General features: G+C 55.1%; 15 protein-coding genes. 4 read left to right on the plus strand and 11 right to left on the minus strand.

Annotation, left to right across the window (positions count from 1 at the left end; translation table 11 throughout):
- Positions 1-227: 227 nt before the first annotated feature.
- Both AC0QHF_RS08625 and hisE read right to left on the minus strand, forming a co-directional pair.
- Positions 228-479, minus strand: a complete 252-nt coding sequence (locus AC0QHF_RS08625) for a hypothetical protein (RefSeq protein ID WP_324703798.1) — start codon at positions 477-479, stop codon at positions 228-230.
- 32 nt (positions 480-511) lie between these two features.
- Positions 512-1,096, minus strand: coding sequence for a phosphoribosyl-ATP diphosphatase (hisE, locus tag AC0QHF_RS08630; RefSeq protein WP_324703799.1), 585 nt, complete (start codon positions 1,094-1,096; stop codon positions 512-514).
- Positions 1,097-1,238: 142 nt separating this feature from the next.
- On the opposite strand from hisE, the gene hemL reads away from it, so the two are divergent.
- On the plus strand, positions 1,239-2,537 hold the full coding sequence (hemL, locus tag AC0QHF_RS08635) for a glutamate-1-semialdehyde 2,1-aminomutase (protein ID WP_324703800.1): 1,299 nt from the start codon (positions 1,239-1,241) through the stop codon (positions 2,535-2,537).
- A gap of 423 nt (positions 2,538-2,960) precedes the next feature.
- Here hemL and AC0QHF_RS08640 read toward each other — a convergent pair whose 3' ends face one another.
- Together AC0QHF_RS08640 and AC0QHF_RS08645 are read right to left on the minus strand one after the other, a co-directional pair.
- Positions 2,961-3,089, minus strand: a complete 129-nt coding sequence (locus tag AC0QHF_RS08640) for a GFA family protein (protein ID WP_324703801.1) — start codon at positions 3,087-3,089, stop codon at positions 2,961-2,963.
- 13 nt (positions 3,090-3,102) lie between these two features.
- Positions 3,103-4,032 carry a glycosyltransferase family 2 protein gene (locus AC0QHF_RS08645; protein ID WP_324703802.1) on the minus strand — a complete coding sequence of 310 codons (930 nt, stop codon included), beginning with the start codon at positions 4,030-4,032 and terminating at the stop codon, positions 3,103-3,105.
- 328 nt (positions 4,033-4,360) lie between these two features.
- Here AC0QHF_RS08645 and AC0QHF_RS08650 point away from each other — a divergent pair, with 328 nt between their 5' ends.
- Positions 4,361-5,563, plus strand: coding sequence for an argininosuccinate synthase (locus tag AC0QHF_RS08650; RefSeq protein WP_324703803.1), 1,203 nt, complete (start codon positions 4,361-4,363; stop codon positions 5,561-5,563).
- A 94-nt stretch (positions 5,564-5,657) separates the two neighbouring features.
- Here the strand turns inward: AC0QHF_RS08650 and AC0QHF_RS08655 are convergent, their stop codons facing one another.
- Both AC0QHF_RS08655 and AC0QHF_RS08660 read right to left on the minus strand, forming a co-directional pair.
- Positions 5,658-6,683, minus strand: coding sequence for a long-chain acyl-[acyl-carrier-protein] reductase (locus AC0QHF_RS08655; RefSeq protein WP_324703804.1), 1,026 nt, complete (start codon positions 6,681-6,683; stop codon positions 5,658-5,660).
- A 216-nt stretch (positions 6,684-6,899) separates the two neighbouring features.
- Positions 6,900-7,595 carry an aldehyde oxygenase (deformylating) gene (locus tag AC0QHF_RS08660; RefSeq protein ID WP_324703805.1) on the minus strand — a complete coding sequence of 232 codons (696 nt, stop codon included), beginning with the start codon at positions 7,593-7,595 and terminating at the stop codon, positions 6,900-6,902.
- 940 nt (positions 7,596-8,535) lie between these two features.
- Here AC0QHF_RS08660 and AC0QHF_RS08665 point away from each other — a divergent pair.
- Positions 8,536-8,811: a hypothetical protein gene (locus AC0QHF_RS08665; protein WP_324703806.1), complete on the plus strand. Its 276-nt coding sequence runs from the start codon at positions 8,536-8,538 to the stop codon at positions 8,809-8,811.
- A gap of 1 nt (position 8,812) precedes the next feature.
- On the opposite strand, the gene AC0QHF_RS08670 is transcribed toward AC0QHF_RS08665, so the two are convergent.
- The 3 genes from AC0QHF_RS08670 to petC all read right to left on the minus strand — a co-directional run bounded on the left by AC0QHF_RS08670 (position 8,813) and on the right by petC (position 11,678).
- Positions 8,813-9,661, minus strand: a complete 849-nt coding sequence (locus AC0QHF_RS08670; protein ID WP_324703807.1) for an alpha/beta fold hydrolase — start codon at positions 9,659-9,661, stop codon at positions 8,813-8,815.
- Positions 9,662-10,006: 345 nt separating this feature from the next.
- Complete coding sequence (gene petA, locus AC0QHF_RS08675; RefSeq protein WP_324703808.1) at positions 10,007-10,996, minus strand: cytochrome f; 990 nt, start codon at positions 10,994-10,996, stop codon at positions 10,007-10,009.
- A 142-nt stretch (positions 10,997-11,138) separates the two neighbouring features.
- Positions 11,139-11,678, minus strand: coding sequence for a cytochrome b6-f complex iron-sulfur subunit (gene petC / locus AC0QHF_RS08680; protein ID WP_324703809.1), 540 nt, complete (start codon positions 11,676-11,678; stop codon positions 11,139-11,141).
- A 227-nt stretch (positions 11,679-11,905) separates the two neighbouring features.
- Here petC and AC0QHF_RS08685 point away from each other — a divergent pair, with 227 nt between their 5' ends.
- Positions 11,906-12,214: a DUF3067 family protein gene (locus AC0QHF_RS08685; RefSeq protein WP_324703810.1), complete on the plus strand. Its 309-nt coding sequence runs from the start codon at positions 11,906-11,908 to the stop codon at positions 12,212-12,214.
- A 98-nt stretch (positions 12,215-12,312) separates the two neighbouring features.
- On the opposite strand, the gene AC0QHF_RS08690 is transcribed toward AC0QHF_RS08685, so the two are convergent.
- Positions 12,313-13,626: a sensor histidine kinase gene (locus AC0QHF_RS08690; RefSeq protein ID WP_324703811.1), complete on the minus strand. Its 1,314-nt coding sequence runs from the start codon at positions 13,624-13,626 to the stop codon at positions 12,313-12,315.
- Positions 13,627-13,767: 141 nt separating this feature from the next.
- On the minus strand, positions 13,768-14,070 hold a 303-nt coding region (locus AC0QHF_RS08695), incomplete at its 5' end, for an HNH endonuclease (RefSeq protein ID WP_324703812.1).

Genomic DNA, 14,070 nt, shown 5'->3' on the forward strand with positions numbered 1-14,070 from the left:
GGAAATTCCCTCGACATCAGGGTTTAAAGGTTTGTCCCTCTGAGGAAACTGTAAACAGACGAGCGCGCACTGCTATAGCTTGGGAATTGATTCCCAAGCGGTTTTGATATCAAACCTGTTTTTTTCCGGGCATTTAACCGGATTTGATATGATTCGGTTTTTTAATATTGGCTCGGGAATTGACTTCTCAGCGATTCGGGTATTCGACCGGATTCGATCCGGGTTCTTCAATCCACCTGTCGGACGTTGCGGATGGTGGTATCGGGCAGGTTTTCCGGGGGCGGGGAAATCTCGATCGCCTGCACGTTTTCCATCGGAATCACCACCACCCGATCCTCGAGTTCCAAAATGATTTCATTTCCTTTCAAAAGCTGTCCGGCGAGACTCCCTTGCCGTCCGGGTTCGGGAGTCAATTCAAACTCGTAGGACTCCCCGTTGATATAGTGAACGGTCAAATAGACGGTTTTTTCCGAATTCATTTTTGCCCCTCAAGTGCACCTCAAAATTGAACCTACCGCCGCCGTTCTTCCAATTTTTGATAGACCCGCCGCAGATCGACCCGGTGATGGGCGAGGGCGACGAGGGTATGGTAGAACAAGTCCGCCACTTCCGAAGCGATCGCGTCCGGGTCGTCATCCTTGCAGGCCATCACCACCTCCGCCGACTCCTCGCCGATTTTCTTCAAAATTTTGTTGTCCCCCCCGGCGAATAGCTGGCAGGTGTAGGATTTTTCATTGGGGCGATCGCGGCGATCGCAGATCGTCTCGAACAGTCCCGCCAGGGTATGTCCGGACGTCGCGGCAAATTCCGCCCCCGTCGGATCGACCCCGAGCACCAGGGACTCCCCCCGGCGATCGCATCCGATCTCCCTCACCGCGATATCCGGATGCCACATTTCCAAGCCGGATTCGCCCCGAAGCCAAATTTTCCCCGTTTCCAGGGTTTTCGCCACCGCCTCCCGGTCCATCCCGGCCAGTTCCAAGATCGCCCCATTTAAGATATCCTGGATCGCGATCGGGACAACGCCGCGAACATCGTAACGAATTTTATCAATATCGATGGATTGACCCAACTGAGGGGATTTCGGGGCTGCCATAACTTCACCCAATTTAATCAGAACGCCTAACCTGTTTAAAATATCATTTTGTCATCCCCCCCATCCCCCATTTCGGCCGATTCCGCAAAGCTGCCATCCGAGGATTAACCGTACCCGAACACCAGAAAACAAGGAGATCACAGTGGTAACCACCCCATTAAAAACAACAAAATCCGAAGAAATTTTCACCGCCGCCCAGAAATTGATGCCCGGGGGCGTCAGTTCTCCGGTACGGGCCTTCAAATCCGTCGGCGGACAGCCCATCGTTTTCGATCGCGTCAAAGGCGCCTACGTCTGGGACGTTGACGGCAACCAGTACATCGATTATGTCGGCACCTGGGGGCCGGCCATCTGCGGCCACGCCAACCCCGAAGTCATCGGCGCCCTCCACGACGCCCTGGACAAAGGGACCAGTTTCGGCGCCCCCTGCACCCTGGAAAACGTCCTCGCCGAGATGGTCATCGAAGCCGTCCCCAGCATCGAAATGGTGCGGTTCGTCAACTCCGGCACCGAAGCCTGTATGTCCGTCCTGCGCCTGATGCGGGCCTTCACGGGCAGAGAAAAAATTATCAAATTCGAGGGCTGCTACCACGGCCACGCCGATATGTTCCTGGTCAAAGCCGGGTCCGGCGTCGCCACCCTCGGCCTGCCGGACTCCCCCGGAGTCCCCAAGACCGTCACCGGAAACACCCTCACCGCCCCCTACAACGACCTGGAAGCGGTCAAAAAGCTATTTTCGGAAAATCCCGATGAAATCGCCGGCATCATCCTGGAGCCCGTCGTGGGCAACTCCGGCTTCATCCCCCCCGACGCCGGTTTCCTGGAAGGGCTGCGGGTGCTGACCCAGGAAAATGGCGCCCTGCTGGTGTTCGACGAAGTGATGACCGGTTTCCGCATCGCCTACGGCGGCGCCCAGGAGAAATTCGGCGTCACCCCCGACCTGACCACTTTGGGTAAAATTATCGGCGGCGGCCTGCCCGTCGGCGCCTACGGTGGGCGCCAGGATATCATGGCGATGGTCGCCCCCGCCGGCCCGATGTACCAGGCCGGCACCCTCTCCGGAAATCCCCTGGCGATGACGGCGGGAATCAAGACCTTGGAATTGCTGCAAAAACCGGGCACCTACGAATATTTGGACACAATCACCAAAAAGCTCAGTCAGGGACTCGTGGAAATTGCCAAAGAAACGGGTCACACGGCCTGCGGCGGTCAAATTAGCGCCATGTTTGGCCTGTTCTTTACGGACGGCCCGGTACACAACTACGACGGCGCGAAGAAGTCCGATTTGGCGAAGTTCGGCCGCTTCCACCGGGGAATGTTGGAACAGGGCATTTATCTGGCGCCCTCCCAGTTTGAAGCCGGTTTCACCTCTTTTGCCCACACCGAGGAAGATATCGACAAAACCTTGGCGGCGGCGAAGGAAGTGATGTCGAGTCTGTAAGGGTTGGGTCTAGAAACCGGGTTTCTATCAATATCTCTGTTTCTCAATTTACACCTGCTTAGAAACCCGGTTTCTTCCCTCACCAGTGGCTTATAAACCGGGTTTCTTCCCCCGTGTCTGGCGAAATTCCGGGCATTTTATGACGAATCGGATATCATGATTAACATCAAGTTTATCTGTTGGGATTGAGTTGATAATGAAATTCAATGATGTGGTTGAAGCCGTCCAAAGTCTATCTACGGATTAAAAACAATAAATTCAACTGTTATTGCAGCAATATATCCGGGAATAAAGTCGCGACAAAATTTATGATAATTTGCGATCGCCAAAGGAGGAAGAACGACAAGGTAAACTCAAGTTCTATGACACAGTTGACGAATTGAAATAATTGATCGAGGACTGATCGTGGAAGTTGCTTTTAGTTCAGGGCTTGGGTGGCGCGGCACCGTGCGATCGCTGACAGATGGAACAGTGGCAGCTATACACCTGTCCGGGAATTAACTCGACCCGAAATTCGATGTCTCCGCACAAACAACGGCCCTTAACTTTCATCAAATTAACCCACCTAAACTTTGACTTTCGCCTCCCCCCAAGCCGCATAAACCGCCTGGACATTGTACCAATTCAAGAAAATGCGGGCAATTTCCAACGCCAATTGGGGCTTGCCACGATTGATGAGCCACTGCAAAAACGTCGCCATTGTCCGCTCGTTCAACTGCCCCCCCAGAGATAAAATCCCCCAGAGAATGCGGTGTAAAATCGTCATCTGAATCATCATCCGCACGTCAAAGGTCGGGTGTTTTTGGTAGAAAACCACCCCCATCCTGCCCCGCTGGATTTCCTTTTCGATCAGTTGGGGAATTTGGGATAAGTCGAACGGCGGATGCCAGTGGTAGCCGACGGCATCGGGGCATTTAATTAACTTCAATCCCAATTGTTTCAGCCGCACGCCCAATTCCAGATCTTCCCAACCGTAGAGTTGAAATTGGGGGTCGAAGAGTCCGGCTTCGATTAACCAGCGGCGGGCGATCGCGACATTTCCCGTGGCAAAATAGGCGGCGGAAAAGTCGGTGATTTTGTAGGGTTCGGCGGTGGGATTGTCAAAATTGCAAGTATTGACGACGCGGCCGTAGGTGAAGGCGCGATCGCCGTATTTCTTCCCCGCCATCAACCCGATCGCGTGGGACTGCAAAAATGTCTCCGTCACCACCAGATCGCTGTCGATAAAAATAATTGTATCGCCGATCGCCCGTTCGACGCCAAAATTTCGCGCCAAAGCCGGCCCGCCGTGGTCCTGGCGAAACGTGCGGAGGTGGGGAAATTCCCCCCGGTGGGTGTCCAACCAGTCCAGAGTCCCGTCCGTCGAACCGTCGTCCACCAAAACCACTTCGTAACCCGCCACGGGTTCGCCACAGGACTGATTTTCGAGCGATCGCAGACATTTCTGTAAAATCGGCAGACGGTTGTAAGTGGGAATGACAACGCTGAAAAACATGGTGTGAGAGTAATACCCTAACGAAGAAACCGAGTTGGGAGGGAAGATCTCAGGTTCCCATCCCAACTGTCCCACAGAAACCCAATTTCTGGGAAGCCGTTACGAAGAAACCGGGTTTCTCCGAAGATCTCGGGTTTCCATGCCAACCGTCCCACAGAAACCCGGTTTCTAAATTATCCCGACTCCCGACTCCCTATTCCCTATTCCCTACTCCCTCCCCGACTCCCGACTCCCGACTCCCGACTCCCCAATTAAAAAACCCTGACGCCGAACGATCGCAATTGGAGCGATAATGGAAATTCTGTTGATTTAGGAGGTTTGGTACATCATGGGTCGCGCTACAAAAGCCGTACTCGCCTATTCTGGGGGCGTGGATACCTCTGTTTGCATCCCCTACCTCAAAAATGAGTTTGGGGTGGAAGAAGTCATCACCGTCGCCGCCGACTTGGGGCAGGGAGACGAACTCGGGCCGGTGAAACAGAAGGCCCTGGATTCGGGCGCCGCCGAGTCTCTGGTGATCGACGTCCAGGAACGATTTGTCGAAGAATTCGCGTTTCCCGCCATCCAGGCGAACGCTCTTTACGAAAACCGCTATCCCCTCGCCACGGCCCTCGCACGGCCTCTGATCGCCCAAATTTTGGTGGAGGTGGCGGAAAAATACGGGGCGGATGCGATCGCCCACGGGTGCACCGGCAAGGGCAACGATCAGGTGCGGTTCGATGTCTCCATCGGCGCCCTGAACCCGAAAATCAAAATCCTGGCCCCGGCTCGGGAGTGGGGGATGAGTCGGGAAGAAACCATCGCCTACGGGGAAAAATGCGGGATCAGCTTCCCGGTGAAAAAGTCCTCCCCCTACAGTATTGATCGCAACTTGCTGGGAATGGCGATCGAGGCCGGATGCCTCGAAGATCCCTGGACGGAACCGCCGGAAGAGGTTTACGGGATGACGAAAGCGATCGCGGACACCCCCGACGAGGCGGAATATGTGGAGATCGGCTTTGAAAAGGGCGTCCCCGTCAGCCTGAACGGCGAGGCGATGCCGGGAGTCGCCTTGATCGGAAAATTGAACGAAATCGCCGGAAATCACGGGGTCGGGCGCATCGACATGATCGAAAACCGCCTGGTGGGGATCAAGTCCCGGGAAATTTACGAATCTCCCGCGATGGTGGCGTTGATTCAGGCCCACCGGGATCTGGAAAGTTTGGTGTTGACGGCCGACGTCACCCGCTACAAGCGGGGCATCGAGGAAACCTACAGCCAAATTGTGTATAACGGTTTGTGGTTCAGTCCTTTAAAAGGTGCGATCGACGCCTTCATCGCCCAAACCCAGGAACGGGTGACGGGAACCGTGCGGGTGAAATTGTTCAAAGGCAATTGCTCCATCGTCGGCCGTCAATCTGAGAATTCCCTGTACAGCATGGATCTAGCGACCTACGGGGCGGAGGATATCTTCGACCACAAAGCCGCCGAGGGATTTATCTACGTTTGGGGCCTGCCGACTCGGGTTTGGTCGGAAAAACTGAGAGATTAATCTCGGATTCGGTTTTTAACCCCCCTGTTGCTGGGCAGGGGGGCCGGCCAATGAATTGATAATTATCAATTATCAATTATCAATTATCAATTATTCAAGTGGACAGCATCAGCGGTTTGAAGCCGTGTTTGATCGAGATCTTGCCGATCAAGTCCATTTTGTCCAGGGTGATTTGATTGCGTCCCCAAGAGAAATTGGTGTAAATTGTCTCGAACTCCAACAGCATCGACTCGGCGAAGCAGGCGAACAACTGTCGGGCCGGGACGTTCATGTTGACGATGTTCATGATTCTCCAGTCGATGTCCAGGGCGTGTTCGACGATGCCACCTTCGAGGACGTACACGCCGGGGCTCTGGATTTGGGTCCCCATATTTTTGGGGTAGCCGCCGTCGATGAGCAGGCAGGGCTTTTTCAGCGTCTCGGGGTCGATCTCCACGCCTTTGGGCATACTGGCGACCCAAACCACCACGTCGGCTTGGGGGAGGGCCTCGTCGAGGGCCATGATTTTGCCCCGCCCCAGTTCTTCTTGCAGGTGATTGAGGCGATCGCGATCGCGGGCAATTAATAGCAATTCTCCCACGTCCATGCGGGCGTTGAGCCAGCGACAGACCGCGCTGCCGATGTCCCCCGTCGCCCCGCAGACGGCCACCGTCGCCTTGGACAAGTCGATCCCCAAGTGCGGGGCGGCCTGTTCCACCTGACGGCAGATGATGTAGGCGGTGTGGGTGTTTCCCGTGGTGAAGCGATCGAACTCTAACTTAATGTTGCGGATGCGTCCGATCTGATCCAGATTGAATTTCTCAAAAATAATCGAGGAAAATCCCCCCAACGCCGTGATGTTGATGCCATTTTTTTGGGCGTGGGCCATCGCGTTGATAATTTTGCGGGTGGCGGCTTTGAGCCGGCGGGTTGCCAACATTTCCGGCAAAAAGCAGGACTCCACATACTTGCCCTCAATCACCTGGCCGGTAATGCTCGTAACTTTGATGTGATCGACAATTTGGGGCGGGGCGCTGCACCAGAAATCTAGCCCTTGGTCGGCGTATTCCGGATAACCCAAATCCCGAGCGACAGCCTGGGCGTGTTCCAAACTCGTAAGATGACCGATGAGACCAAACATGATTTGAAATTAAATTGATTTGAATTGACATCCTCTTGTGAAGCCAGCCGATTTCCCGCTTTCCCTGGCACGTTCACAGGAGTCCTCCGCAACCCGGGGTGAGGTGTCAAGATAGACGTTCGCTGTAGAAGGAGCAGGCGGGTGCGCGACGAAGATTTCGTCGCTCCCGACCTGCCCGTTTTGCCAGAGATTCAGATTCAAAATCTCAACCTGACCTTAAACTGCAGCCAAACCGTAAGCCGACATCCGCATGATTTCGCGGGTGGTGAAGCCGATATTGCTCAGGGCTTCCCCGTAGGCGATCATGAAGTCCTCGATCAGGGCTTCTTTTTCCATCCCCAGGACGGCGGCATCCTTTTCGACCTGGTTGAGCATTTTCCAGACGAGGGGGAGGTTTTGGCGGTTGGCCTCCTCGAGTTCGGCTTTGGACTCCTCAAAGTGGGCTTTGAGCCACTCCTCGCCGTAATTGAGGTGGGTGTACTCGTCTTTGACGACGCCTTCGGTGATCTTGCGGGCGAAGGGGTCGGCGACGGGGATGTAGATGTTGTAGGCGGCGATCGCAAAACTTTCGATGATCAGGGATTGGATCAGCAAACAGGTCACGACCTTGCCTTCGGAAGAGGCTTTTTGAAAATTTCCGTGCAGTTGGGCGAAGAATGAGCGGCCAAACTCCATGTCGGGCGTGACCTCCAGGTTCCGGCCGCAGGCTTGGAATCCCTTCATGTGACGCTTTTCCATTTTTGCCAGACGGCTCAGTTCTTCGCGATCGTTGGGCAGCAGATCGCCCAATTGGATGTAATTGTCGTAGGCTTCCTGTTCCCCTTCGATCACGATCGCGTTGATCCGGCTGTAGGCATCTTTATAGGTTTCGTTTTGAAAATCGAGTTCGGCAATCGTTTCAAGCTGTGGCATAGGTTTGCTATCTCCTCATCACAAATGAGCTTATCGTAAATTTCTCCTGCTTGTCCGGGAAACCGGGGAGGCCCGGGCTGCAAATCCGGACTGACATCCGTTTCCACCCCATCTAGCCGGGGCCGGGGACGTGAAAGGCGGATCGAACCGACGGGGGGCGACGGGGAGTCGCCTCCCCAGCCCGGACATGGGCTGTCCGGGGGAATCGGACTGTCGAACTGGCTGTCTCCGGAAACATTTCGTATCCGGGAGTCGGCAAGTTCACTGAGCCTATAGTTTACTTTACCTATTTAATCGAAGAATTGACCAATTTTATGGGATTCCTTATCGAGATCTGTCCTCGAATCCATTGCCCATCGGGTTTTAGATAAGTTTATCTTAATTATAATGGGTGATAACTGGAGTCTTGACTTATGCCCAAATTGTAGACTCGACTTTTCTTTTCCGGGGGCTGACGGTGATGTCGTTGCCGACCGGGGCCGGCTCACCCCGGACAATGACCGGGAAGCGGGGGGCGGGGAAATTTTCGGCTCGCCTTCGCCCATCGCACCCTGGCGGCCCGGGCCTGTCCCGGCATCGACCCGGTGGCGGTTTCGGGGCTGCCACCCCTCCCCACGGCGGTCAACGGCTCCGGAATTTTGGGGTGGCGTCAATATTTCATCACAATTTCGCCCGGATTGGAGGGGGCCGCAGGCATCGACGGGGCGATCGCCCGGCCGTTTGTTCAAATCCGATCGCCAAGTTATCGTTTTTCGCGTTGCGGATCATCCCTCCAAAGATTTAAAATTAGACCATAATTCGGAAGATAAATTACACGTCAAATCGACCCAGGAAAAATTCAGCCAATTTTCAGCATAGGTTAAGGTCTGATTAATTGGATTTTAAGACTTCTGGCCCACTGTAGAGATAGAAGCAAAAGCTACATGGACAGGAGGTACTTATGAAACGGGTATTAAGTTTGACGGCGATCGCCGCTTTATCTATGATTCCCCTGGCGCCAGCCCCCGCCCGGGCGGAAATCACAAATTTTGCCTGTCATTACAAGTACAAAATTGGAAATAATGAGTGGGAGCAGGGAACCGCCAGCGGCACGACCCGCATGGCCGCCAAACAAAATCGCAGCCTGATTCTCGACCGCCAGGAAGACATCGCCGACCGCATGGGCGCGGATTTTGAATCCGTCTATATGTTCTGCCGTCGGCCCTACGGAAACTAAATCAAACCGCCTGTTTTCGCAGGAACAGCAACAACGATTCGCTGATTTCCTGCGGCCAGTGATCCTGGGGGTAATGTCCGCCTTTCTCCAGCTTCACCAACACCGACCCGGAAACGGATTTGGCAAAATTCTCGGCTTGGGAAACGTCGAGCCACGGGTCGGCTATTCCCCACAGAATTTCGGTGGGATGTTCCCAGTTTTGAAAACCGCAGGCAATTTCAGCCGTCGCCTCTTTCAATTGCAGGTTTTTGATCGTCGCCATGAGCGATCGCCCCGTCGCGGAAGCCTGCAAAAAGGGGCGGCGATAGACATCGAGATCTTTATCTTCCAAAACGTACCGACTTCCACCCTCCAAGGTGCGATCGACTAGCAGGGGATCTTGGGTCATCATATCCCCCACGAACGGCCACCCCATCTGTTTGATTTTCCAGGGCAATTTCGCCTCCGGCGAAAGGGGGGTATTCAAGATCAATAGCCGTTCGATTTGGTCGGGGTGACGCAGGGCGTATTGCAACCCCACAGACCCCAAAAATCCCTGCACCACCAGATGAAATTTCGGCAGTTCCAGGGCTTCCAAAAACTCTCCCAGGGCTTTGATAAAGGCGTCGGGGGTGTAGGCGAAATCGCGCTTGTCCGGTTTGGCGGAAAACCCCGATCCGATCCAGTCGGGCGCGATCGCGCGGTATCCCTTCGCCGCCACTTCTTCCAAAATCGCGGACCAACTGTAACTTTGGGAAACCAGCCCGTGCAGAAACAAGATGGGCAGTTTATCCGTGGGGGTTTCGGGGTGTGCTTCCCGATAAAACCACTCCCAATTTCCGACTTGAATTGTCTGTTTCGCGATCGCCACGTTTTCAACTTGAAATCTTAACGTTCAGATCATAATAACAGGAACGGGGAGAAAATAAATACCATTCGCCGCAATGTATAGCAGGCAACAGGCAATAGGCAACAGGCAACAGCTCCAGAAGGCCATCGGGAAAAAAAGCGCCCACTGTCTGAGTTTCAGAGGGGTTCGCTGTCCGACCGACCCGGGCGACTGCTAGAAATTTGCAAGTGAAATGTTACCTACTCCCTACTCCCTACCCCCAACTCCCTGAAAGCGTGTGAGGGGCTCGGTGCGGCCTCGGAAGCGATCGCCCCCCAGTCCGCACCTCACCCCTCACGGGAAAATGTCAGATCGGTTCGAGTCCGACTAGAAATTCATTTCGGCGGCTTGAACCTTCTCCACCTGTTTCTTCTTCAGAACCAGCAAGATCTGGGTCAGCATCACCAGGGCAAAAAATGCCAGCAGACCCGTGATGCGGCCGGAACTCTGGAGGACGATTTCCGTATCGTCCTGGCCGAAGCCGCCCACGTTGGGGTCACTGGTCAGGGCTTCGCCCGCCGCCACTTCTTGACCTTCGGAGACGATCAACTCGGGTCCGGGCGGTACGGTATCCACCACGGTTTCCCCGTCGGCGGTTGCGATGCTGACCTGGTAGCCAACATACTCTTCCTGGGTAATTTGGGTGATGGTTCCGGCTACAGACGCCTTGTAGACGGCATTGTTGCTGGCGTTTCCGGCCGGATACAATTGACCCCGGCCGCGGTTGCCTCCGGCGTGGATGGCAAATTTGCCGAAGTTGATGGATTTATCCGTGTTCGGATCGGGGGACAACACGGGGAAGACGATTTCCTGGTACTGGTCGCCCGGAATCGGTCCGACGATCACCACGTTGTCTTGATCTTCCCGGTAGGGCTGGAAGTAAAGGCCGCCCACTTCCTCGGCCAGTTCTTCGGGGATGCGATCGGGGGGGGCGATTTTGAACCCTTCGGGGAGCATCAGGACGGCGCCCACGTTCAGGGGGCCCTTGCTGCCGTCTCCCAACACCTGCTGTATGTCGGTGTCGTAGGGGACTTTCACCACGGCTTTAAAAACGGTGTCCGGCAGGACGGACTGGGGAACTTCCACTTCGGTCGGCTTGGCGGCCAGGTGGCAGTTCGCGCAGACGATGCGGCCCGTGGCTTCCCGGGGGGTTTCGGGGGCGGTTTCCTGGGCCCAGAAAGGATAGGCCGCGGCACTCTGGGGCTGTACCAGATCGCCGGCCAGGAAAAGGGTCAGGGTTGCGACGGCAACCAACAACACCTTCACGGTTGCCCCAATGCCACGACGCAGAATCGCGAATCGGTCAGTATTTGACATCGGAATGTTCTAGCTCTCTCAAATGGATATTCTCTCACCGCCGACCCGTTTGGGTCTAGCAGAAGTCTTCTGGCAACGTTCAAAAACGATGATCGGGCGGGAACGGGCGGATGGAGGGGTTCCATCCGAACTCCGATCGCGGTTAAGTCCACCAGGGTTCTTTGTCGGTGCGGAAGTCGGTTTCCGTCCACTGGGTAAAGCTCACCTTGTCGTCCACCACGTCGGCGTGGACGAGGGCCAGGGACAGGGGTGCGGGTCCCCGCACCACTTTACCCGTGACATCGTACTGAGATCCGTGGCAGGGACAGATGAACTTGTTCTCGCTGCCGTTCCAGGGGACGACGCAACCCAGGTGGGTGCAGACGGCGTTGAGGCCGTAGTCGGCGAGGTTGCCGTCGGTTTCCACCACCAGGTAGGTGGGATCGCCCTTGAGTCCTTGGGCCAGGACGCGATCGCCGACGTTGTGAGTCTCCAGAAATTCGCTGGCGACGACGTCGTTGCCGAGGGCATCTTTGGCGATGACGCCGCCCCCGGCCGCGCCGCTGGTGGGGGGGATGAAGTATTTGACGAAGGGATACAGCGCACCCAACGCCACCCCGGTTGCCGATCCGAAGGTCAGCAGGTTCATGAATTGGCGACGTCCCATGTTGGGGACATCGGAGCTTCCAGAAATTTGAGTCATGATTGACGCTCTTGTTCTGTGGTTATGTTACGTTTCTTTCCAAAGGCGCGGTCAATTTTTATCTGCAGATCGCTTGAAAAATTGCACTTTGTCTGCTAGGACAGCTAAAATCCGCACAGCACCTTGACTGTAGGACTTACGTCCATTCATCAGAGTATTATTACATTTTTTTAACTTGGTCTTTTATTGTTAAGTTTTGTAAATGCAGTTTTCACGGGAGGGGGGTCATGACGGGCCGGGAGTTACACGAGCTTCTGTTGGACAAGTGGGGCGTGTCCTACGATATGCAACTGCGGCGGACGCGGGGAAAAATTTTCGTGCAGATCATGTGGAAGTATCTGGAACAGGCATCTTTTCCGATGACGGAGGCGGAATATTTGGAGCGCCTCGAGGCGATCGCGGACTATCTCAACGGTCTGGGCTGCGGGGAACAGGTGAGAGTCCACATCCTCAACACCCGGGACAAACCCCGCCTGGGCAAAGCGGTCAGCATCCCCATCGACCTGGGGTCCCGGGCATCGGAGTGGACCGTTTAATTGATCATTGATCATTGATCATTGATAATTAATTGTTATCGATTTGTGTTTCGACTCCCCATCCCGACTCCCTAATACCGACTCCCTAATACCGACCTTCACAGGGGGATGGTGATGCGGAAGCTCGCGCCGCAGTTGGGTTGGGAGGAACAACTCAAGTGGCCCCGGTGCTTTTCTTCGACGATGTGGCGGGAGATGGCCAGGCCGATGCCCGTGCCTTTGCCGAGGGGTTTAGTGGTGAACAGGTAGTCGAAAATTTTCTGTTGGATCTCCCCACTCATCCCCACCCCGTTATCCTCGATGGAAATGACCGCCGAGTCTCCGTCCGCTCCGAGTTGGGTGGTAATTTTGATCCAGTGGGGGTTTTTTTCCAGTTCCTCGTAACTCATCCCGGCACTGGCGCAGTCGATCGCGTCGATGCCGTTGCCGATCAAGTTCATGAACACCTGGTTGAGTTGGCTGGGGTAGCACTTGACCGAGGGCAGGTTGCCGTATTGTTTGATCACTTTGATGGCGGGGCGATCGCTGTTGGCCTTCAGGCGGTGTTGCAAAATCAACAGCGTGCTGTCGATGCCCTGGTGCAGGTCAAAGGGAACCGCCTCGTTGGCGTCGGCGCGGGAGAAGGTCCGCAAACTGAGGCTGATGTTGCGGATGCGCTCGGTCCCCACCCGCATGGAGGCGATCATTTTCGGCAGGTCCTCCATCAAATAGTCCAGGTCGATGGCCTCCCCGTGGTCGAGAATCTTTTCGGGCGGGGCGGGGAGCGCCTCTCGGTACAGTTGCAAATGTTCGAGCAAGTCGAAGACATATAGACTCGCGTGGCTCAAATTCGCCTCGATGAAACCGATGGGATTGTTGATTTCGTGGGCGACTCCGGCCACCAACTGGCCGAGGGCGGACATTTTTTCGCTCTGCACCAGTTGCAGTTGAAATTTTCGCAGGTCATTCAGGGCGCGGGTGAGTTCGGCGGTGCGCTCGACGACCCGCCGTTCGAGTTCGGAGTTGCGGTTTTCGAGTTCCTGGGTGAGCGATCGCATCTGCAGATGGACGTTGATGCGGGCGAGGACTTCTTCGGCCTGAAAGGGTTTGGTGATGTAATCGACGGCGCCGAGGGACAACCCTTTGACTTTATCGGCGGTATCGTCGAGGGCGGTCATCAAAATGATCGGAATGTCGGAGGTGGCGGGGGATTGTTTCAGACGGCGGCAGGTTTCAAAGCCGTCCATCCCCGGCATGACGATATCTAGGAGGATCAGGTCGAGCCGGCCCGATTTCGCCCGGGCGATGGCTTCAATTCCGTTCGCCGCCATCTCAATTTTGCAGCCCGACCGGGCGAGGGCGTCGGCCATGAAACTCAAATTGGTGCGGTCGTCCTCGACGATTAAAATCGTGTCGTGGTGTTGGTCAATCATGGACTGTGGGTGGTGGGGTTTCAAGGGTCGGTCGGCAGATGGCGATCCCTTTTGACGGCGCGTTTTGATGGCATTATTAGGGGTCGAGAGAGATGTTACCATCTCCCCCTCCCATTCAAAACCGTGCATGAGACTTTCGCCTCACACGGCTCCTAGTTCAACCGTCTCGTTGTCATGAGTACGACTCTTGCTTTGACTACCATCTATGGCAGTCTTGGCATCGTGACAGTGGCGGTGCAGCAGTTGGAGGTTTTTATAATCATCCTTTCCGCCGAGGCGTTTAGGAATGATATGGTCGGTCTCCAATTTGTCTTCAATGGTGAAGTGCTGTCCGCACCATTTGCATTTACCTTTCTGGTCTTTTAGTAGTCGGGCTTCTCGGTTTGAGATTTCTGGTGATTTCCCTCTCCTTGTTGCCCAATAGACCCAGTTTCCGTCATACGT

It is taken from the genome of Lyngbya sp. CCY1209 (assembly GCF_055795065.1).